The organism is Brevundimonas naejangsanensis, assembly GCF_000635915.2.
Classification (GTDB): Bacteria; Pseudomonadota; Alphaproteobacteria; order Caulobacterales; family Caulobacteraceae; genus Brevundimonas; species Brevundimonas sanguinis.
The window spans coordinates 1,582,483-1,598,511 of the sequence record NZ_CP015614.1 but is presented as its reverse complement, the minus strand read 5'-3'; the positions used below and the strand labels follow the sequence as shown (position 1 = coordinate 1,598,511).

The following is a 16,029-nucleotide window of genomic DNA, read 5'->3' as shown; positions in this document are numbered from 1 at the left end:
TTCATGTCTGCAGTCGGGCATGAGCCAAACAAAAACCCCGGCGGATCGCTCCGCCGGGGTTTCGTCATTCCAGGCGGCCCTTGCGGACCGCGTAGACGTCTTAGTAGCCGAACAGGGCGGCGACGCCGTTGTGCGTGCGGCCCAGGTTGGCGCCGGCTTGGTCGCGGGCTTGCAGACCGCCGCCGAAGCTGTAGCGCATGCCGATCTTGAAGACGTTGGCGTCGACGTCCAGGTCCGAGGACTTGACGTAGTCGTAGCCGCCGAAGACCGAGTACGGCGAGTTGGCGAACTGATACTCAGCAGCCACGCCGGCCGACCAGGCGTCCACGTCGCCAGCGCCGATGAAGATGTTGTCGGCGTCGACGTTGGTGTAGGCGGCGCCGCCGCTCAGGCGCAGTTGCGGCGTGGCGTAGAAGGCGGCGTCGCCGGCCACGGTCCAGATGTCGGCGTCAGCCGCCGTGCCGTACGAGACGACGCCCGTCAGGGTGGCGCCGTCCAGGTACTTCTGGCCTTCCAGGCCGAAGGTGTTCAGCGTCGTCGCGCCCAGTTCCGAAGCGCCGTAGAAGCCGCCGAAGCGCATGTCTTCGATCTTCTTCGACAGGTGGACGGCGCCGGCCAGGGTGGTTTCGTCGCCAGCGTCCTTGACGTCGGTGTAGGCGGCTTCGGCGTTGAAGGTCACGGTCCAGTCGCCGAACACCGACGAAGCGACGGTGCCGTCGATGACGCCGCGGTTCACGTCCGTGCCGTCCACGTCGGCGTAGTTATAGGCGATGCCGGCCGAGCCGATGGCGTCTTGAGCGAAGGCGGGAGCGGCGATCAGGGTCGCGGCGGCGACCGAAGCGAGAAAGACGGTTTTCATTTTTTTGTCCTTATGTACTGCCGCCAGGAAGCTGAGCCGCCCGGCGATGGGCAAGACATAGGTCGCAGTTTGGCGCTTTGCCGTAACAAACATGTCGTGGCGCTGTCACACTGGGGGCGATGTTGCCCAAAAGTGACGCATTGAGGCATAACTGCGTCAGTATACGGCGATCATTGCGGCGGCGCCTTTCCGGGGCGTTCATATGGCCGCTTTCCGGCCGCAGTCCCTAACGATCAGCCCGCGTTATGTTGCGGCGCACCGTTTCAGGGGCCGCGCGGGCGGTGAGTCGCAAACCCTGACGGGACGGGGATTTCCACGCTTGACGGAAACGGAATCGGAGGGCATAAGCGCCCCTCTTGTTGGACCGGCTGTGCACTTTCGGGTGCAGACGCGGTTCGCAGGAACGACCTAAGTTACTGTTCTTTGCAGCTTCTTGGGAACTTACGGCCTTCGCGGGGGACTGCGTGGGCCGCTCGTTTTTGCGGATTTGCGTTTCCTGGGGACGAGTTTTCGTCTCGGGGCTTCGGTCTTTGAAATGGTTCACAGGGACGCGGCTCCGGCCGCATGGGAATAACAACCGATATGGATCAAAGCATCCGCATCAGGCTCAAGGCCTTCGATCATCGCGTCCTCGACTTTTCGACGCGCGAAATCGTCAACACCGCCAAGCGCACGGGCGCGACCGTTCGCGGTCCGATCCCGCTGCCGACCCTGATCGAAAAGTTCACCGTGAACCGCTCGCCGCACGTCGACAAGAAGTCGCGCGAGCAGTTTGAAATCCGCACGCACAAACGCGTGCTCGACATTGTCGACCCCACCCCGCAGACCGTGGACGCGCTCATGAAGCTCGACCTGTCCGCCGGCGTGGACGTCGAGATCAAGATCTAAGAAAGAAAGAGGCGGGATCCGACATGCGCACGGGCGTGATCGCCAAGAAGCTGGGGATGACCCGCGTGTTCGCCGATGACGGCGCACACGTTCCGGTCACTGTACTCCAGCTCGACGGCTGCCAAGTCGTCGGCCAACGTACCAAGGAGCGCGACGGTTACGTCGCCCTTCAGCTGGGCGCTGGCGTTAAGAAGGCCAAGAACACGGCCAAGGCTCAACGCGAAGTTTTCGCGAAGGCCGAGGTTGAGCCGAAGGCCTATGTGACCGAGTTCCGCGTGGGCGAAGACGCCCTGCTGGACGTGGGCGCCGAACTGTCGGCCGACCACTTCCTCGCGGGTCAGAAGGTCGACATCCAGGGCCATACCATTGGTAAGGGCTTTGCCGGCGCCATGAAGCGCTGGAACTTCGGCGGTCTGCGTGCTTCGCACGGCGTGTCGATTTCGCACCGCTCGCACGGTTCGACCGGCCAGCGTCAGGATCCGGGTCGCGTCTTCAAGGGTAAGAAGATGGCCGGTCACCTGGGCCAGGAAGTCGTCACCACCCAGAACTTGACCGTCGTCCGCGTGGACGCCGAGCGTGGCCTGATCATGATCAAGGGCGCTGTCCCCGGTCACGACGGCGCCTACGTCAAGGTCAGCGACGCCATCAAGAAGGCCCGCCCTGCGGACGCTCCGTTCCCGGGCGCCGTGAAGTCGGCTGCTGCTCAACCCGCTTCGACGCCGGCTGAACAAGCTCCGGCCGTGGAAGCGACCGAAGGCGGTGAAGCGTAATGAAACTCTCGGTCATCAAACTCGACGGCAAGGCTGCTGGCGACGTTGAGCTGTCGGACGCCGTCTTCGGCATCTCCGACATCCGCGGCGACCTGCTGGCCCGTTACGTCAACTGGCAGCTGGCCAAGCGCCGCGCCGGCACCCACAAGGTTCAAACCCGCAACGAGAACTCTCGTACGGGCAAGAAGATGTACAAGCAGAAGGGCACGGGCGGTGCCCGTCACGGCTCGCGTCGTGCGCCCCAGTTCGTCGGCGGTTCGCCGGCGTTCGGCCCGGTCGTTCGCGACCACGGCTTCTCGCTGCCGAAAAAGGTCCGCGCCCTGGCGCTGAAGCACGCCCTGTCGTCCAAGGTTAAGGCCGGCGACCTGGTCGTCGTCGACAGCGTTTCGGTCAAGGAGCCCAAGACGGCTTCCCTGCGCGAAACCTTCGGCAAGCTGGGCTGGACCAAGGCTCTGATCATCGCGGGTCCGGAAGTCGACGCTAACTTCGGCCTGGCCGCGCGCAACATCCCGCACATCGACGTGCTGCCGAACGCCGGCCTGAACGTCTATGACATCCTGCGGGCGGACAAACTGGTGCTGACCAAGGCCGCCGTTGAGGCGATCGAGGCCCGCTTCGCTGAGAAGGAAGCCGCATAATGGCCGCCGCTCAACCCACCGCCAAGCACTACGACACCATCCTGGCTCCGGTGATCACCGAGAAGGCCACGATCCTGTCGGAGCAGAACAAGGTCGTGTTCCGCGTCGCCGGCACGGCGACCAAGGACGAGATCGCCGCTGCGGTCGAAAGCCTGTTCAAAGTCAACGTCCTCAAGGTCAACACCCTGGTTCAAAAGGGCAAGACCAAGCGCTTCCGGGGCATCCTCGGTCGCCGCGTGGACATCAAGAAAGCGATCGTGACGCTGGCCGATGGTCAGTCGATCGACGTCACGACGGGGCTCTAAGACCATGGCTCTGAAGCATTACAATCCGACGTCGCCGGGCCGCCGCGCCCTGGTGCTGGTCGACCGCTCCGAGCTGCACAAAGGCCGCCCGGAGAAGTCGCTGACCGAGGGCCTGACCAAGTCGGGCGGCCGTGGTCAGGGCGGTCGCATCGCTGTCCGCTTCCGCGGCGGCGGCGCCAAGAAGCTGTACCGCAAGATCGACTTCAAGCGTCGCAAGTTCGACGTGGTCGGCACGGTCGAGCGTCTGGAGTACGACCCGAACCGCACGGCGTTCATCGCTCTGGTGAACTACGCCGACGGCGAGAAGACCTACATCATCGCGCCTCAGCGCCTGCACGCCGGCGACACCATCGTCGCGGGTGAAAAGGTCGACGTGAAGCCGGGCAACGCCATGCCCCTGCGTTCGATGCCGGTCGGCACCATCATCCACAACGTGGAGATGAAGCCGGGCAAGGGCGCTCAGCTGGCCCGTTCGGCCGGCGCCTACGCCCAACTGGTCGGTCGCGACCAGGGCTACGCCCAGATCCGTCTCGGCTCGGGCGAACTGCGCATGGTTCTGGACTCGTGCCTGGCCGTGGTCGGCGCGGTGTCGAACCCCGAGCACATGAACCAGAACCTGGGCAAGGCTGGTCGCAAGCGTCACATGGGCTGGCGTCCGCACGTCCGCGGCGTCGCCATGAACCCGATCGACCACCCGCATGGTGGTGGTGAAGGCCGGACCTCTGGTGGTCGTACCCCGGTTACGCCGTGGGGCAAGGACACCAAGGGCACCCGCACCCGCAAGAACAAGGCTACGGATAAGTTCATCATCCGTACTCGCCACGTGAAGAAGGCTCGCTAAGAATGGCCCGCTCCTCCTGGAAAGGCCCGTTTGTCGACGGGTATCTGCTCAAGAAGGCCGACGCCGCTCAATCGTCGGGCCGCAAGGACGTGATCAAGACCTGGTCGCGCCGCTCCACCATCCTGCCGCAGTTCGTCGGTCTGACGTTCGGCGTCCACAACGGCCAGAAGCATGTGCCGGTGTCGGTCTCCGAAGAAATGGTCGGCATGAAGTTCGGCGAGTTCGCCCCGACCCGGAACTTCCCGGGCCACGCGGCGGACAAGAAGGCCAAGAGGAAGTAATCCATGGCCCAGACCAAGAACCCCCGTCGCGTTGCTGCGACCGAGGCCCGCGCCAAGCTGGTCAACGTCCGTATCAGCCCGCAGAAGCTGAACCTGGTGGCTCAATCGATCCGCGGCCTGCCGGTGCAGAAGGCTCTCAACGAGCTGGAATTCAGCCGCAAGCGCATCGCCGGCGACGTCCGCAAGGTCCTGTACTCGGCCGTCTCGAACGCCGAGAACAACCACAACCTCGACATCGACAACCTGGTCGTCGCCGAGGCCTTCGTGGGCAAGAACCTGGTGATGAAGCGTTTCGCGAGCCGTGCTCGCGGCCGCTCGTCGCGCATCCTGAAACCGTTCAGCGAAATCACCATCGTGGTTCGCGAAGCAGGTGAGGCCGCCTGATGGGTCAGAAAATCAATCCGATCGGTCTGCGCCTCGGCGTGAACCGCACGTGGGACAGCCGCTGGTTCGCCGGCGGCGCCGACTACGCCAAACTGCTCCATCAGGACCTGAAGCTGCGCACGTGGCTGAAGGAACGCCTGTCGGCCGCTGGCGTGTCGCGCATCATCATCGAGCGTCCGCACAAGAAGTGCCGCGTGACGATCTACGCCGCCCGTCCGGGTGTCGTGATCGGCAAGAAGGGCGCTGACATCGAGAAGCTGCGCAAGGACATCGCCGCTCGCACCGAAGGCGAAGTTCACCTGAACATCGTCGAGGTCCGCAAGCCGGAAACCGACGCTCAGCTGATCGCCGAGAACATCGCTCAGCAGCTGGAGCGCCGTATCGCGTTCCGCCGCGCCATGAAGCGTTCGATGCAGTCGGCCATGCGCCTGGGCGCCAAGGGCGTCCGCATCAACGTCTCGGGCCGTCTGGGCGGCGCCGAAATCGCTCGGATGGAGTGGTACCGCGAAGGTCGCGTGCCGCTGCACACCCTGCGCGCCGACATCGACTATGGCTTCTATGAAGCCAAGACGACCTACGGCATCATTGGCGTGAAGGTCTGGGTGTTTAAGGGTGAAGTGCTCGAGCACGACCCGATGGCTCAGGACAAGCGCTGGGCCCAGGAAGCCTCGGGTCCGTCGTCCAACGAAGGCCGTGGCGGCCCCCGCGGTGATCGCGGTCCTCGCCGTGGTCGTGAGGGCTGATAGGCCATGTTGCAACCGAAAAAGACCAAGTACCGCAAGGCCTTCAAAGGCCGCATCCACGGCTCGTCCAAGGGTGGTTTCTCGCTGAACTTCGGCTCCTACGGTCTGAAGGCCGTCGAGCCGGAGCGCATCACGGCGCGTCAGATCGAAGCGGCTCGCCGCGCGATCACCCGTCAGATGAAGCGTCAGGGCCGCGTCTGGATCCGTATCTTCCCCGACGTGCCGGTCTCCGGCAAGCCGGCCGAAGTGCGGATGGGTAAAGGCAAGGGCGCGGTGGACCATTGGGCCGCTCGCGTGGCCCCGGGCCGCATCATGTTCGAAATCGACGGCGTGCCGGACGACGTGGCTCGTGAAGCGCTGCGCCTCGGCGCCGCCAAGCTGCCGATCCGCACCAAGGTGGTCACCCGCCTGGACGCCGGCATCGTTACGGAGCAAGCCGCCTAATGACCAAGATCGCCGATCTCCGGTCGCAAACCGTCGACCAACTGTCCGACGAGCTGCTGAAGCTCAAGAAGGAACAGTTCAACCTGCGCTTCCAGGCCGCTACCGGCCAGATGGAAAAGACCCACCGGGTCTCGGAAGTGCGCAAGGACATCGCTCGCATCTCGACGCTTCTGCGCGAGAAGCGTGCGGCCTCGTAAGGAAACACCGATGCCCAAACGCATTCTTGAAGGCGTGGTCGTCTCCGACAAGGGCGACAAGACCGTCGTCGTGAAGGTCGAGCGCACCCTGCTGCACCCGCTGCTCCGCAAGACGGTTCGTAAGTCCAAGAACTACCACGCTCACGATGAGGCGAACGCTCTCAAAGTCGGCGATATCGCGCGCATTATCGAATGCGCCCCCAAGTCCAAGTTGAAGCGCTGGGAAATCATTTCCCCGTCTTCGGCTTCGTAAGAAGAAGGATCGGATCCCATGATCCAGATGCAAACTAACCTGGAGGTCGCCGATAATTCGGGCGCTCGCCGGGTCATGTGCATCAAGGTGCTCGGCGGTTCTAAGCGCCGTTACGCCTCGATCGGCGACACCATCGTCGCCTCGGTGAAGGAAGCGATTCCGCGTGGCCGCGTGAAGAAGGGCGACGTCGTTCGCGCCATCGTCGTGCGCACCGCGAAGGACATCCAACGCAAGGACGGCTCTGTCATTCGTTTCGACAAGTCGGCCGCCGTCATCGTCAACAAGCAGAACGAGCCTGTCGGCACCCGTATCTTCGGCCCGGTTCCGCGCGAGCTGCGCGCCAAGAACCACATGAAGATCATCTCGCTGGCTCCGGAGGTCCTGTAACCATGGCCGCGAAGATCAAGAAGGGCGACAACGTCGTCGTCCTCACCGGCAAGGACAAGGGCCGCACCGGCCAGGTGATCCGGGTCCTGCCGACCGAGAACCGCGTCGTCGTGCAAGGCGTCAACATGGTCCAGCGCCACACGCGCCCGACCCAGGCTGACCCGCAAGGCGGCATCAAGCACAAGGAAGCCTCGCTTCACCTGTCGAACGTCGCGATCGTCGACGGCAACGGCAAGGCGACCCGCGTGGGCTTCAAGGTCGAGGGGGACAAGAAGGTCCGCTTCGCCAAGTCGACGGGAGACGTCATCTGATGGCCGACACCAAGTACATGCCGCGTCTCAAGACCGAATATCAGGACCGCATCCGCGGCGCCCTGAAGGAAAAGTTCGGCTACACGAACGAGATGCAGATTCCCAAGCTGGACAAGATCGTCCTGAACATGGGCATCGGTGAAGCCGTCGCTGACTCCAAGAAGGCCACTGCGGCCCTCAAGGACCTGACGGCCATCGCCGGTCAGAAGGCCGTGCCGACCAAGGCTCGTAACTCCATCGCCGGCTTCAAGCTGCGCGAAGGCATGATCATCGGCGGCAAGGTCACCCTGCGTGGCGCCCAGATGTACGAGTTCCTGGACCGGTTCATCACGATCGCCCTGCCGCGCGTGAAGGACTTCCGTGGCCTGAAGGGCACCTCGTTCGACGGTCGCGGCAACTACGCCACGGGTCTGAAGGAGCACATCGTGTTCCCGGAGATCAACTACGACCAGATCGATCAGATGTGGGGCATGGACATCATCGTCTGCACCACGGCCAAGACCGATGAGGAAGCCAAGGCTCTCCTCACCGAGTTCAAGTTCCCGTTCGTGAACTGAGCGGGAAGGGAAGAGAACAATGGCTAAGAAAAGCGCCGTAAACCGCAACGAAGCCGTCAAGGCCCTGGTTGCGAAGTATGCCGCGAAGCGGGACGCCCTGAAGGCTATCGCCAACGACGAGAGCTTGCCGCTTGAGGAGCGTTTCGATGCGCGCTTGAAGCTGGCGGCTCTGCCGCGCAACTCGGCTCCGAGCCGCATTCGCAACCGTTGCGAAGTGACGGGTCGTCCGCGGGCTTACTACCGCAAGCTCAAGATGAGCCGTGTGGCCCTGCGCGAGCTGGGCAACATGGGTCAGATCCCCGGCTTGACGAAGTCGAGCTGGTAAGGGGAGCGAACAGACATGATGATCAACGATCCCCTGAGCGACATGATCGCTCGCATCAAGAACGCGGCCACCCGCAAGCGTTCGACGGTGCTCACCCCGGCTTCCCGCCTGCGCCAGCGCGTCCTGGACGTGCTGCAGGACGAGGGCTACATCCGCGGCTATTCGCTGGTTCAGAACCCCGGCGAGTTCCCGCAGTTCGAGATTGAGCTGAAGTACTTCGACGGCCAGCCGGTGATCGCCGAGATCGCCCGCGTGTCGAAGCCCGGCCGTCGCGTCTATTCGGCCATCGGCGATCTGAAGCCGGTCAAGAACGGCCTCGGCATCTCGATCCTTTCGACTTCGAAGGGCGTCATGTCTGACGCCGCCGCGCGCGACGCTAACGTCGGCGGCGAAGTCCTGTGCAGGGTCTACTGATATGTCTCGTATCGGCAAGAAAACCATCGCTGTGCCGAAGGGCGTGACTGTCACGCTCAACGGCCAGGACATCACCGTGAAGGGTCCCAAGGGCGAACGCTCCTGGACCGTCGCCGAAGAGATCGAAGTCAAGCAGGAAGGCGACGAACTGTCGCTGACCCCGCGTTCGGACACGCAGCGCGCCAAGGCCATGTGGGGCCTGTCGCGCACCCTGGTCGCCAACATGGTGACCGGCGTGACCGACGGTTTCGAGAAGACCCTGGAACTGGTCGGCGTCGGTTACCGCGCCGCCCTGAAGGGCAAGGATCTCTCGCTGCAGCTCGGCTTCTCGCACGACGTCGACATCGCTCCGCCGGAAGGCGTCACCTTCGCTGTGCCGAAGCAGACCGAGATCAAGATCTCGGGCGCCGACAAGCAGGTCGTTGGTGAAATCGCCGCCGTCATCCGCAAGATGCGTCCGCCGGAGCCGTATAAGGGCAAGGGCGTGCGCTACCAGGGCGAATTCGTCCGGCGCAAGGAAGGCAAGAAGAAGTAAGTCATGGCTCTCTCTCTTCAACAACAAGCCAAGCGCCGCGCCGAGCGCACTCGCCGTCGCCTGAAGGCTGTCGCCAACGGTCGCCTGCGCCTGTCGGTTCACCGTTCGGACAAGAACATCTCGGCCCAGATCATCGACGACGCCCAGGGCGTCACGGTGGCTGCCGCCTCGTCGCTGGAAGGCGGCAAGGGGTCCAAGGGTTCGGACGTCGCAGCCGCTGCCATGATCGGCAAGCTGATCGCCGAGCGCGCCATCGAGAAGGGCGTCACCGACGTCGTCTTCGACCGTGGCGGCTACATCTATCACGGCCGGGTCAAGGCGTTGGCGGAAGCCGCGCGCGAAGCCGGCCTGAACTTCTAAGGGAACGGCAAGCATGGCTCGTGAACCCCAACGCGGCGGCGGCGACCGCAACCGTCGCGACAACCGCAACGCTCCCGTTGATGGTCCGGATTCGGACATCGTCGAGAAGCTGGTGCACATCAACCGCGTGGCCGCGACCGTCAAAGGCGGCCGCCGGTTCTCGTTCGCGGCCTTGATGGTCGTCGGCGACGGCAAAGGCCGCGTCGGCTTCGGTCATGGCAAGGCGCGCGAAGTGCCGGAAGCCATCCGCAAGGCGACCGAAGAAGCCAAGAAGACCATGATCAAGGTTCCGCTGCGCGAGAACCGCACCCTGCACCACGACGGCAACGGCCGTTGGGGCGCCGGCAAGATCATGATGCGCGCGGCGCCTCCGGGCACCGGCGTCATCGCGGGCGGTCCGATGCGTGCAGTCCTCGAAACCCTCGGCGTCCAGGACGTCGTGGGCAAGTCGACCGGCTCGTCGAACCCGTACAACATGATCCGCGCCACCTTCGAAGCTCTGAAGGTTCAGTCGTCGCCGCGCCAGATCGCCTCCAAGCGGGGCAAGAAGGTGTCCGACCTGATGGGCCGCCGCAATGACGGCGCTTCGGCGCCGGAAGCCGTGGAGGGCTGATAGATGGCCAAGACCGAGAACAAGACTGTGACCGTCCGTCAGGTCGGCAGCCCGATCCGCCGCAAGGGCGATCAGCGCGCCACCCTGGTGGGCCTGGGTCTCAACCAGATCGGCCGTGAGTCGACCCTGGAAGACACCCCTTCCGTCCGTGGGATGATCGCCAAGGTCGCCCACATGGTGGAAGTGGTCGAGAAATAAGACGCTTCGCCCTCTCCCGTTCGCGGGGGAGGGCGTCTCGCTTTATGAAGAAGCATCTTGCGATGCAGACGCGGGTCGCTTAATCAGCGGCCCTTCAATTTATCCAACGCCGAGTCAGGACCGCCTGGCGGACCTGGCGCTAGAACCCGAAAGGATCAGGCAATGAAACTGAACGAAATCCGCGACAACGAAGGCGCAACCAAGAAGCGCATGCGCGTCGGCCGTGGCCCGGGCTCGGGCAAGGGCAAGACCGCCGGTCGCGGCGTCAAGGGCCAGAACTCGCGTTCGGGCGGCGGCAAGGTCGGCTTCGAAGGCGGCCAGATGCCGCTGTACATGCGTATGCCCAAGCGCGGCTTCAACGTGCCGAACGCCCCCAAGCTGGCTGAAGTCAACCTGTGGCGCCTGCAAGAAGCCATCGACGGCGGCAAGCTGGACGCCAAGGCCGAGATCAACGGCGCGGCCCTGGTCGCCGCCGGCGTGATCCGTCGCGTCAAGGACGGCGTGCGCGTCCTGGGCGAAGGCGAACTGAAGGCCAAGCTGAACCTGGTGGTCTGGTCGGCCTCGGCCGGCGCCATCAAGGCGGTGGAAGCCGCCGGCGGTTCGGTCAAGCAAGAGCGCATCGAGGCTGAAGCCAAGGCTGCCGCCCGTCTCGAGAAGCGCAACGCCGCGCGCGGCAAGGCCCCGGCGCCGAAGGCTCCGCTGGGCGACGCCAACAAGGTCTCTGCTCGCGCCAAGCGCGCCGCGGCCAAGGCCTAAAATCCGATATCGTCATCCGTCGGGGGCGCGGTTCGCTGCGCCTCCGCCGGGAACGTCCGGACAGGGATGACGATTTTCCGAAAGCGGCCCTCGCAAGAGCGCCGCTTTCCGCCTATCTGAGCACGGGCATGACTATGGTGACCGTGTGGGGAGCGCCTGATGGCTTCGGCCGCTGAACAACTTGCTGCCAATATGAACATCGGCTCGTTCGCGAAAGCGACCGAGCTGCACAAGCGCCTGCTGTTCACGCTGGGCGCGCTGCTGGTCTATCGGATCGGCACCTATGTTCCGATCCCTGGGATCAATGGCGAGGCCTTCCTGGCCTTCTTCCAGAATCCGGATGGCCAGCGCGGCATCCTGGACATGTTCAACATGTTCTCGGGCGGCGCCGTCGAGCGCATGGCCGTGTTCGCGCTGAACGTGATGCCCTACATCTCGGCGTCGATCATCGTCCAGCTGATGGGCGCGGTGTATCCGCCGTGGGAGAAGCTGAAGAAGGAAGGCGGCGAGTCGGGCCGCAAGCAGCTGAACCAGTACACCCGCTATCTGACGGTGTTCCTGGCCCTGGCCCAGTCCTTCGGCATCGCGGTGGGCCTGAACGCCCAGCCCGGCCTGATCGACCAGCCCGGCCTGTTCTTCATCATCTCAACGGTCACCGTTCTGACCGGCGGCACCATGTTCCTGATGTGGCTGGGCGAGCAGGTGACGGCGCGCGGCGTCGGCAACGGCATCTCCCTGATCATCTTCGCGGGCATCGTGGCGGTTCTGCCGTCGACGGTGGCGCGGATGCTGGGCCTGGCCCAGCAGGGCCAGATGTCGGCCTTCACCCTGTTCTTTATCGCCATCATGGCGGTGGCGGTCATCGTCTTCATCGTCTTCATGGAACGCGCCCAGCGCCGCCTTCTGATCCAGTATCCGAAGCGCCAGGAAGGCAACCGCATGACCGGCGGCGAGCGCAGCTTCCTGCCGTTGAAGGTCAACACCGCAGGCGTGATCCCGGCCATCTTCGCCTCGTCGCTGCTGATGCTGCCGACGACGGTGGCTCAGTTCACGGCGAACGCGAACCTGCCTGAGTGGATGAGCTGGCTGCCGCTGGTGACGGCGCAGCTGACGCACGGCAAGCCCGTCTTCATGGTGCTGTACGCCGCCCTGATCATCTTCTTTTGCTTCTTCTACACCTCGATCACGTTCAACCCCGAGGACACGGCCGAGAACCTGCGCAAATACGGGGGCTTCCTGCCGGGGATCCGTCCGGGCAAGCGCACGGCCGAGTATCTGGACTATGTGCTGACCCGCCTGACGGTGATCGGCGCCGGCTATATCACCGCCGTCTGCCTGCTGCCGGAGTTCATGATCAGCAGCCTGGGCAACGCCGTGTATTTTGGCGGAACGTCTATCTTGATCGTGGTCTCGGTGACGATGGACACTGTCGCCCAGATCCAGTCGCACCTGCTGGCTCACCAGTATGAGGGCCTGATCAAGAAGGCCAAGTTGCGCGGCCGTGGCCGGGGCGGTTCCGCTCCTGCCCGTCGCTGATCGGGTAGGGGGCCCGAAGACATAATGAACCTGATCCTGTTCGGGCCGCCTGCGGCCGGCAAGGGCACCCAGGCCAAGCGGCTGGTCGAGGGGCGGGGCATGGTCCAGCTCTCGACCGGCGACATGCTGCGCGCGGCGATCGCTTCCGGCTCCGAACTGGGGCTGAAGGTTAAGGACGTGCTGGCGCGCGGCGACCTCGTCACCGACGAGATCGTCATCGCTCTGATCGAAGCCCGTCTGCCGGAGGCTGAGGCCGCCGGCGGAGCCATCTTCGACGGCTTCCCCCGCACGGTGGCTCAGGCCGAGGCCCTGGACGCCATGCTGGCCAAGCGCGGCGCCAAGATCGACAGCGTCATCCGCTTGAAGGTCGACGACGCCGCCCTGACCGACCGGATCGGCAAGCGGTTCGCCGAACAGGGTCGGGCCGACGACAATCCCGAGACCTTCAAGGACCGGCTGGCCGTCTACAACCGTCAGACCGCGCCGCTGCTTCCCTACTATGAAGGCCAGGGCAAGCTGACCGAGGTGGACGGGATGGGCGACATCGCCGCCGTGGCCGCCGCCATCGACGCGGCGCTGGACGCCTGATCGGGCGCGCGATCTGATCTCCTCGACTTCTGAAGCGTTAGCGTTCGGAAGCCTGTGCGGGAGAGACGGTTGCGACCGGAACGAATGAAACAATGGCGCTGGGGCGCGGCGGGGCTGGTGGCTCTGCTGCACCTCGGCGCCCTTGTGCTTTTGGGCGTAGGGCGGCCCCAGACAACCCTGGACGCCCCGCCGCCGCTGATAATTGTCGACCTGATTCCCTTTGAGCGCCCTGAGCCGCCTCCGCCTCCGCCTGCAGAATCGGCCGTGACGCAAGGGGGCGGAGCGCCCGCCGCCGCCTCAAGCGTGCGTCCCCCGCGACCGCGTCCGGCGCCGCCTCCGCCCGAAGTCGTCGCGCCCCCGCGTGCCGCTCCCGAACAGCCGCTGGTCGTCGGCGCGGCGCCCGAGCCCGGCCCGACACCGGGCCAAGGTCAGGGCGGACAGGGCACGGGCAGCGGCGGCGGAAGCGGGTCCGGCGTCGGCCCCGGCGTCGGCGACGGCCCGCCGCGCATCATTCGCGGCCCGACGGTTGGCGAACTGCGGGGCCTGCACCCGCGCGAAGCCTTCCGCCAGCGCCGGGGAGGGCGGGCGACGCTGGCCTGCCGGGTTCGTCTGGACACCACTTTGAGCGACTGCCGCCTGGTGGACGAAACGCCGCCGGGAATGGGATTCGGCCAGGCGGCCCTTGCGGCCTCCCGATATTTCCGCTTTCGTCCTCCGACGCAGAACGGAGCGCCGATTGATGGTCGAGAGGTCCGGGTGGGGGTCGAATGGCCCTGAACCATCCTGCTCACGGCGCTTGCCCGTTGACGCATCGGGAATCCCCTGTATAAGGGCGGCCTTCCGCGAAGGGCGTACACGCTCCTGGTCTGTTGACCGGAGCGGTTTCTGCGTCTGATTAACGCGTACTTGGAGAATTTCGTGGCCCGTATCGCAGGCGTCAACATTCCGACCAACAAGCGCGTTGAAATCGCGCTTCAGTACATCCACGGCATTGGCGCGCACAACGCCAAGGAGATCACGGCCAAGATCGGCATCGAGCCGGCTCGCCGCGTGAACCAGCTGACCGACGCGGAGATCCTGCAGATCCGCGAAACCATCGATCGCGACTTCACCGTCGAAGGCGACCTGCGCCGCGAGACGTCGATGAACATCAAGCGTCTGATGGATCTGGCCTGCTACCGCGGCCTGCGTCACCGCAAGGGCCTGCCGGTCCGCGGCCAGCGCACCCACACCAACGCTCGCACCCGCAAGGGTCCGGCCAAGCCGATCGCCGGCAAGAAGAAGTAAGAGAGAGGCCTGACGGATGGCTAAGGAACCGGGTCGCGTTAAGCGCCGCGAACGCAAGAACATCACCTCGGGCGTCGCCCACGTGAACGCTTCGTTCAACAACACCATGGTGACCATCACCGACGCTCAAGGGAACGCGATTTCCTGGTCGTCGGCCGGCCACATGGGCTTCAAGGGCTCGCGCAAGTCGACGCCGTACGCCGCTCAGATGGCTGCGGAAGACGCCGGCAAGAAGGCCGCCGAGCACGGCGTCAAGACGCTGGAAGTGAACGTCTCGGGTCCGGGTTCGGGCCGTGAGTCGGCCCTGCGCGCCCTGCAGGCCGTCGGCATGACGATCACGACGATCCGCGACGTGACGCCGATGCCGCACAACGGCTGCCGTCCGCCGAAGCGCCGTCGCGTCTAAGGTTCACGCCGCCTACCCCTTCTCCCGGCGGCTCCTGTTGTTCTGAACGTGAGGACACGGAGCCGTCGAAACCCGTTCGAGGGACTTTATGATCGAAAGAAACTGGCAAGAGCTGATCCGTCCCGAGAAACCGCAAGTCGAGGGCGGGTCTGACCCGCAGCACAAGGCGCGTCTGATCGCCGAACCTCTCGAGCGCGGTTTCGGTGTGACGCTCGGCAACGCGCTCCGTCGCGTTCTGCTGTCTTCGCTTCAAGGCGCGGCGGTCACGGCCATTCAGATCGACGGCGTTGTTCACGAGTTCTCGTCGCTGGAAGGCGTTCGCGAGGATGTCGTCGACATCGTTCTGAACATCAAGCAACTGGCCCTGCGCATGCACGCTGAGGGTCCGAAGCGGATGACGCTGCGCGCCACGGGCCCTGGCCCGGTGACCGCGGCTCAGATCGAGCTGCCGGCCGACATCGAGGTGCTGAACCCGGATCACGTGATCTGCACCCTGGATGACGGCGCCTCGGTCCGCATGGAACTGACGGTCCAGAACGGCAAGGGCTACGTCGCCGCCGAACTGAACCGCCCGGAAGACGCTCCGATCGGCCTGATCGCCGTCGACGCCCTGTATTCGCCGGTGAAGCGCGTCGCCTATCGCGTCGAGCCGACCCGTCAGGGCCAGTCGCTGGACTACGACAAGCTGATCCTGGAAGTTGAAACCAACGGCGCCGTCTCGCCGGTTGACGCCGTGGCCTACGCCGCGCGCATCCTGCAAGACCAGCTGCAGATCTTCATCACCTTCGATGAGCCGACCAAGGCTGTCGAGCAGTCGGACGGCAAGCCCGAACTGCCCTTCAACCCGGCCCTGCTGAAGAAGGTGGACGAGCTGGAGCTGTCGGTCCGTTCGGCCAACTGCCTGAAGAACGACAACATCGTCTACATCGGCGACCTGATCCAGAAGACCGAGGGCGAAATGCTTCGCACCCCGAACTTCGGCCGCAAGTCGCTGAACGAGATCAAGGAAGTTCTGGCGTCCATGAGCCTGAGCCTCGGCATGGATGTGCCGAATTGGCCGCCGGAAAACATCGAAGATCTGGCCAAGAAGTTCGACGACCAGATCTGATCATTAACCCTCCGCCCAGGTCCCGCGTGGATCGGTTGGGGCGGT

27 protein-coding genes and 1 pseudogene are annotated in these 16,029 nt (G+C 64.6%); 27 read left to right on the top strand and 1 reads right to left on the bottom strand.

Features of this window, described 5'->3' with window-relative positions:
* Nucleotides 1-100: 100 nt before the first annotated feature.
* The gene (locus DA69_RS07565) at nucleotides 101-859 is read right to left on the bottom strand and encodes an outer membrane protein (protein ID WP_025978158.1); all 759 of its coding nucleotides are present in this window, start codon (nucleotides 857-859) and stop codon (nucleotides 101-103) included.
* Between the two features lie 582 nt (nucleotides 860-1,441).
* Here DA69_RS07565 and rpsJ point away from each other — a divergent pair.
* The 27 genes and pseudogenes from rpsJ (at nucleotide 1,442) to DA69_RS07430 (ending at nucleotide 15,984) form a co-directional block, all read left to right on the top strand.
* Nucleotides 1,442-1,747 carry a 30S ribosomal protein S10 gene (rpsJ, locus tag DA69_RS07560; protein ID WP_003164367.1) on the top strand — a complete coding sequence of 102 codons (306 nt, stop codon included), beginning with the start codon at nucleotides 1,442-1,444 and terminating at the stop codon, nucleotides 1,745-1,747.
* Nucleotides 1,748-1,770: 23 nt separating this feature from the next.
* Nucleotides 1,771-2,517 (top strand): 50S ribosomal protein L3, encoded by a 747-nt coding sequence (rplC, locus tag DA69_RS07555; RefSeq protein ID WP_025978157.1) that lies wholly within the window; start codon nucleotides 1,771-1,773, stop codon nucleotides 2,515-2,517.
* On the top strand, nucleotides 2,517-3,155 hold the full coding sequence (gene rplD, locus DA69_RS07550) for a 50S ribosomal protein L4 (RefSeq protein WP_025978156.1): 639 nt from the start codon (nucleotides 2,517-2,519) through the stop codon (nucleotides 3,153-3,155). The genes rplC and rplD overlap by 1 nt, the downstream gene beginning before the upstream one ends.
* Complete coding sequence (locus tag DA69_RS07545) at nucleotides 3,155-3,460, top strand: 50S ribosomal protein L23 (protein WP_003170030.1); 306 nt, start codon at nucleotides 3,155-3,157, stop codon at nucleotides 3,458-3,460. The genes rplD and DA69_RS07545 overlap by 1 nt, the downstream gene beginning before the upstream one ends.
* A gap of 4 nt (nucleotides 3,461-3,464) precedes the next feature.
* Complete coding sequence (gene rplB / locus DA69_RS07540; protein WP_025978155.1) at nucleotides 3,465-4,301, top strand: 50S ribosomal protein L2; 837 nt, start codon at nucleotides 3,465-3,467, stop codon at nucleotides 4,299-4,301.
* A 2-nt stretch (nucleotides 4,302-4,303) separates the two neighbouring features.
* Entirely contained in the window at nucleotides 4,304-4,582 is a 279-nt protein-coding gene (rpsS, locus tag DA69_RS07535; RefSeq protein WP_003164372.1) for a 30S ribosomal protein S19, read from the top strand.
* Between the two features lie 3 nt (nucleotides 4,583-4,585).
* A complete protein-coding gene (rplV, locus tag DA69_RS07530) occupies nucleotides 4,586-4,966 on the top strand; it encodes a 50S ribosomal protein L22 (protein ID WP_003170028.1) in 381 nt (126 codons plus the stop codon).
* Nucleotides 4,966-5,709 carry a 30S ribosomal protein S3 gene (gene rpsC / locus DA69_RS07525; RefSeq protein ID WP_025978154.1) on the top strand — a complete coding sequence of 248 codons (744 nt, stop codon included), beginning with the start codon at nucleotides 4,966-4,968 and terminating at the stop codon, nucleotides 5,707-5,709. Before rplV ends, rpsC begins: the two co-directional genes overlap by 1 nt.
* Before the next feature lie 6 nt (nucleotides 5,710-5,715).
* The gene (gene rplP, locus DA69_RS07520) at nucleotides 5,716-6,153 is read left to right on the top strand and encodes a 50S ribosomal protein L16 (RefSeq protein ID WP_003164375.1); all 438 of its coding nucleotides are present in this window, start codon (nucleotides 5,716-5,718) and stop codon (nucleotides 6,151-6,153) included.
* Nucleotides 6,153-6,350, top strand: a complete 198-nt coding sequence (gene rpmC / locus DA69_RS07515) for a 50S ribosomal protein L29 (protein WP_003164376.1) — start codon at nucleotides 6,153-6,155, stop codon at nucleotides 6,348-6,350. Before rplP ends, rpmC begins: the two co-directional genes overlap by 1 nt.
* 10 nt (nucleotides 6,351-6,360) lie before the next feature.
* The gene (gene rpsQ, locus DA69_RS07510; RefSeq protein WP_003164377.1) at nucleotides 6,361-6,603 is read left to right on the top strand and encodes a 30S ribosomal protein S17; all 243 of its coding nucleotides are present in this window, start codon (nucleotides 6,361-6,363) and stop codon (nucleotides 6,601-6,603) included.
* 18 nt (nucleotides 6,604-6,621) lie between these two features.
* Nucleotides 6,622-6,990, top strand: coding sequence for a 50S ribosomal protein L14 (gene rplN, locus DA69_RS07505; RefSeq protein WP_003164378.1), 369 nt, complete (start codon nucleotides 6,622-6,624; stop codon nucleotides 6,988-6,990).
* Between the two features lie 2 nt (nucleotides 6,991-6,992).
* Nucleotides 6,993-7,301: a 50S ribosomal protein L24 gene (gene rplX / locus DA69_RS07500; protein ID WP_025978153.1), complete on the top strand. Its 309-nt coding sequence runs from the start codon at nucleotides 6,993-6,995 to the stop codon at nucleotides 7,299-7,301.
* Nucleotides 7,301-7,858: a 50S ribosomal protein L5 gene (gene rplE, locus DA69_RS07495; RefSeq protein ID WP_025978152.1), complete on the top strand. Its 558-nt coding sequence runs from the start codon at nucleotides 7,301-7,303 to the stop codon at nucleotides 7,856-7,858. The genes rplX and rplE overlap by 1 nt, the downstream gene beginning before the upstream one ends.
* Nucleotides 7,859-7,877: 19 nt before the next feature.
* Nucleotides 7,878-8,183, top strand: a complete 306-nt coding sequence (rpsN, locus tag DA69_RS07490) for a 30S ribosomal protein S14 (protein WP_003170022.1) — start codon at nucleotides 7,878-7,880, stop codon at nucleotides 8,181-8,183.
* A 15-nt stretch (nucleotides 8,184-8,198) separates the two neighbouring features.
* Complete coding sequence (gene rpsH, locus DA69_RS07485) at nucleotides 8,199-8,597, top strand: 30S ribosomal protein S8 (protein ID WP_025978151.1); 399 nt, start codon at nucleotides 8,199-8,201, stop codon at nucleotides 8,595-8,597.
* Nucleotide 8,598: 1 nt separating this feature from the next.
* On the top strand, nucleotides 8,599-9,132 hold the full coding sequence (gene rplF, locus DA69_RS07480; protein ID WP_024353168.1) for a 50S ribosomal protein L6: 534 nt from the start codon (nucleotides 8,599-8,601) through the stop codon (nucleotides 9,130-9,132).
* 3 nt (nucleotides 9,133-9,135) lie between these two features.
* A complete protein-coding gene (gene rplR / locus DA69_RS07475; protein WP_025978150.1) occupies nucleotides 9,136-9,492 on the top strand; it encodes a 50S ribosomal protein L18 in 357 nt (118 codons plus the stop codon).
* Between the two features lie 13 nt (nucleotides 9,493-9,505).
* On the top strand, nucleotides 9,506-10,105 hold the full coding sequence (rpsE, locus tag DA69_RS07470; RefSeq protein ID WP_024353167.1) for a 30S ribosomal protein S5: 600 nt from the start codon (nucleotides 9,506-9,508) through the stop codon (nucleotides 10,103-10,105).
* A 3-nt stretch (nucleotides 10,106-10,108) separates the two neighbouring features.
* The gene (gene rpmD, locus DA69_RS07465; RefSeq protein WP_025978149.1) at nucleotides 10,109-10,303 is read left to right on the top strand and encodes a 50S ribosomal protein L30; all 195 of its coding nucleotides are present in this window, start codon (nucleotides 10,109-10,111) and stop codon (nucleotides 10,301-10,303) included.
* Between the two features lie 162 nt (nucleotides 10,304-10,465).
* Nucleotides 10,466-10,906: pseudogene (gene rplO / locus DA69_RS07460) on the top strand (50S ribosomal protein L15); the annotation flags it as partial.
* A 312-nt stretch (nucleotides 10,907-11,218) separates the two neighbouring features.
* Nucleotides 11,219-12,595, top strand: coding sequence for a preprotein translocase subunit SecY (gene secY / locus DA69_RS07455; protein WP_025978147.1), 1,377 nt, complete (start codon nucleotides 11,219-11,221; stop codon nucleotides 12,593-12,595).
* A gap of 24 nt (nucleotides 12,596-12,619) precedes the next feature.
* Nucleotides 12,620-13,183, top strand: a complete 564-nt coding sequence (locus DA69_RS07450; protein ID WP_024353163.1) for an adenylate kinase — start codon at nucleotides 12,620-12,622, stop codon at nucleotides 13,181-13,183.
* Nucleotides 13,184-13,267: 84 nt separating this feature from the next.
* Entirely contained in the window at nucleotides 13,268-13,960 is a 693-nt protein-coding gene (locus DA69_RS07445) for an energy transducer TonB (RefSeq protein ID WP_029972657.1), read from the top strand.
* Between the two features lie 141 nt (nucleotides 13,961-14,101).
* On the top strand, nucleotides 14,102-14,470 hold the full coding sequence (rpsM, locus tag DA69_RS07440) for a 30S ribosomal protein S13 (protein WP_025978145.1): 369 nt from the start codon (nucleotides 14,102-14,104) through the stop codon (nucleotides 14,468-14,470).
* A 16-nt stretch (nucleotides 14,471-14,486) separates the two neighbouring features.
* Nucleotides 14,487-14,876 carry a 30S ribosomal protein S11 gene (gene rpsK, locus DA69_RS07435; RefSeq protein ID WP_003164390.1) on the top strand — a complete coding sequence of 130 codons (390 nt, stop codon included), beginning with the start codon at nucleotides 14,487-14,489 and terminating at the stop codon, nucleotides 14,874-14,876.
* An 88-nt stretch (nucleotides 14,877-14,964) separates the two neighbouring features.
* The gene (locus tag DA69_RS07430; protein ID WP_024353160.1) at nucleotides 14,965-15,984 is read left to right on the top strand and encodes a DNA-directed RNA polymerase subunit alpha; all 1,020 of its coding nucleotides are present in this window, start codon (nucleotides 14,965-14,967) and stop codon (nucleotides 15,982-15,984) included.
* Nucleotides 15,985-16,029 lie beyond the last annotated feature (45 nt).

Excerpts from the sequence above, each read along its gene's own strand:
- DA69_RS07430 (WP_024353160.1), top strand. The coding sequence starts at position 14,965 with ATGATCGAAAGAAACTGGCAAGAGCTGATCCGTCCCGAGAAACCGCAA.
- secY (WP_025978147.1), top strand. The coding sequence starts at position 11,219 with ATGGCTTCGGCCGCTGAACAACTTGCTGCCAATATGAACATCGGCTCG.
- rpsQ (WP_003164377.1), top strand. The coding sequence starts at position 6,361 with ATGCCCAAACGCATTCTTGAAGGCGTGGTCGTCTCCGACAAGGGCGAC.
- rpsC (WP_025978154.1), top strand. The coding sequence starts at position 4,966 with ATGGGTCAGAAAATCAATCCGATCGGTCTGCGCCTCGGCGTGAACCGC.
- rplV (WP_003170028.1), top strand. The coding sequence starts at position 4,586 with ATGGCCCAGACCAAGAACCCCCGTCGCGTTGCTGCGACCGAGGCCCGC.
- rplD (WP_025978156.1), top strand. The coding sequence starts at position 2,517 with ATGAAACTCTCGGTCATCAAACTCGACGGCAAGGCTGCTGGCGACGTT.
- DA69_RS07565 (WP_025978158.1), bottom strand. The coding sequence starts at position 859 with ATGAAAACCGTCTTTCTCGCTTCGGTCGCCGCCGCGACCCTGATCGCC.
- rpmC (WP_003164376.1), top strand. The coding sequence starts at position 6,153 with ATGACCAAGATCGCCGATCTCCGGTCGCAAACCGTCGACCAACTGTCC.
- rplC (WP_025978157.1), top strand. The coding sequence starts at position 1,771 with ATGCGCACGGGCGTGATCGCCAAGAAGCTGGGGATGACCCGCGTGTTC.
- rpsE (WP_024353167.1), top strand. The coding sequence starts at position 9,506 with ATGGCTCGTGAACCCCAACGCGGCGGCGGCGACCGCAACCGTCGCGAC.
- rplE (WP_025978152.1), top strand. The coding sequence starts at position 7,301 with ATGGCCGACACCAAGTACATGCCGCGTCTCAAGACCGAATATCAGGAC.
- rplF (WP_024353168.1), top strand. The coding sequence starts at position 8,599 with ATGTCTCGTATCGGCAAGAAAACCATCGCTGTGCCGAAGGGCGTGACT.
- rpsS (WP_003164372.1), top strand. The coding sequence starts at position 4,304 with ATGGCCCGCTCCTCCTGGAAAGGCCCGTTTGTCGACGGGTATCTGCTC.
- rplB (WP_025978155.1), top strand. The coding sequence starts at position 3,465 with ATGGCTCTGAAGCATTACAATCCGACGTCGCCGGGCCGCCGCGCCCTG.
- rplR (WP_025978150.1), top strand. The coding sequence starts at position 9,136 with ATGGCTCTCTCTCTTCAACAACAAGCCAAGCGCCGCGCCGAGCGCACT.
- DA69_RS07545 (WP_003170030.1), top strand. The coding sequence starts at position 3,155 with ATGGCCGCCGCTCAACCCACCGCCAAGCACTACGACACCATCCTGGCT.
- DA69_RS07450 (WP_024353163.1), top strand. The coding sequence starts at position 12,620 with ATGAACCTGATCCTGTTCGGGCCGCCTGCGGCCGGCAAGGGCACCCAG.
- rpsH (WP_025978151.1), top strand. The coding sequence starts at position 8,199 with ATGATGATCAACGATCCCCTGAGCGACATGATCGCTCGCATCAAGAAC.
- rpsK (WP_003164390.1), top strand. The coding sequence starts at position 14,487 with ATGGCTAAGGAACCGGGTCGCGTTAAGCGCCGCGAACGCAAGAACATC.
- DA69_RS07445 (WP_029972657.1), top strand. The coding sequence starts at position 13,268 with ATGAAACAATGGCGCTGGGGCGCGGCGGGGCTGGTGGCTCTGCTGCAC.
- rplP (WP_003164375.1), top strand. The coding sequence starts at position 5,716 with ATGTTGCAACCGAAAAAGACCAAGTACCGCAAGGCCTTCAAAGGCCGC.
- rplX (WP_025978153.1), top strand. The coding sequence starts at position 6,993 with ATGGCCGCGAAGATCAAGAAGGGCGACAACGTCGTCGTCCTCACCGGC.
- rpsJ (WP_003164367.1), top strand. The coding sequence starts at position 1,442 with ATGGATCAAAGCATCCGCATCAGGCTCAAGGCCTTCGATCATCGCGTC.
- rpmD (WP_025978149.1), top strand. The coding sequence starts at position 10,109 with ATGGCCAAGACCGAGAACAAGACTGTGACCGTCCGTCAGGTCGGCAGC.
- rpsN (WP_003170022.1), top strand. The coding sequence starts at position 7,878 with ATGGCTAAGAAAAGCGCCGTAAACCGCAACGAAGCCGTCAAGGCCCTG.
- rplN (WP_003164378.1), top strand. The coding sequence starts at position 6,622 with ATGATCCAGATGCAAACTAACCTGGAGGTCGCCGATAATTCGGGCGCT.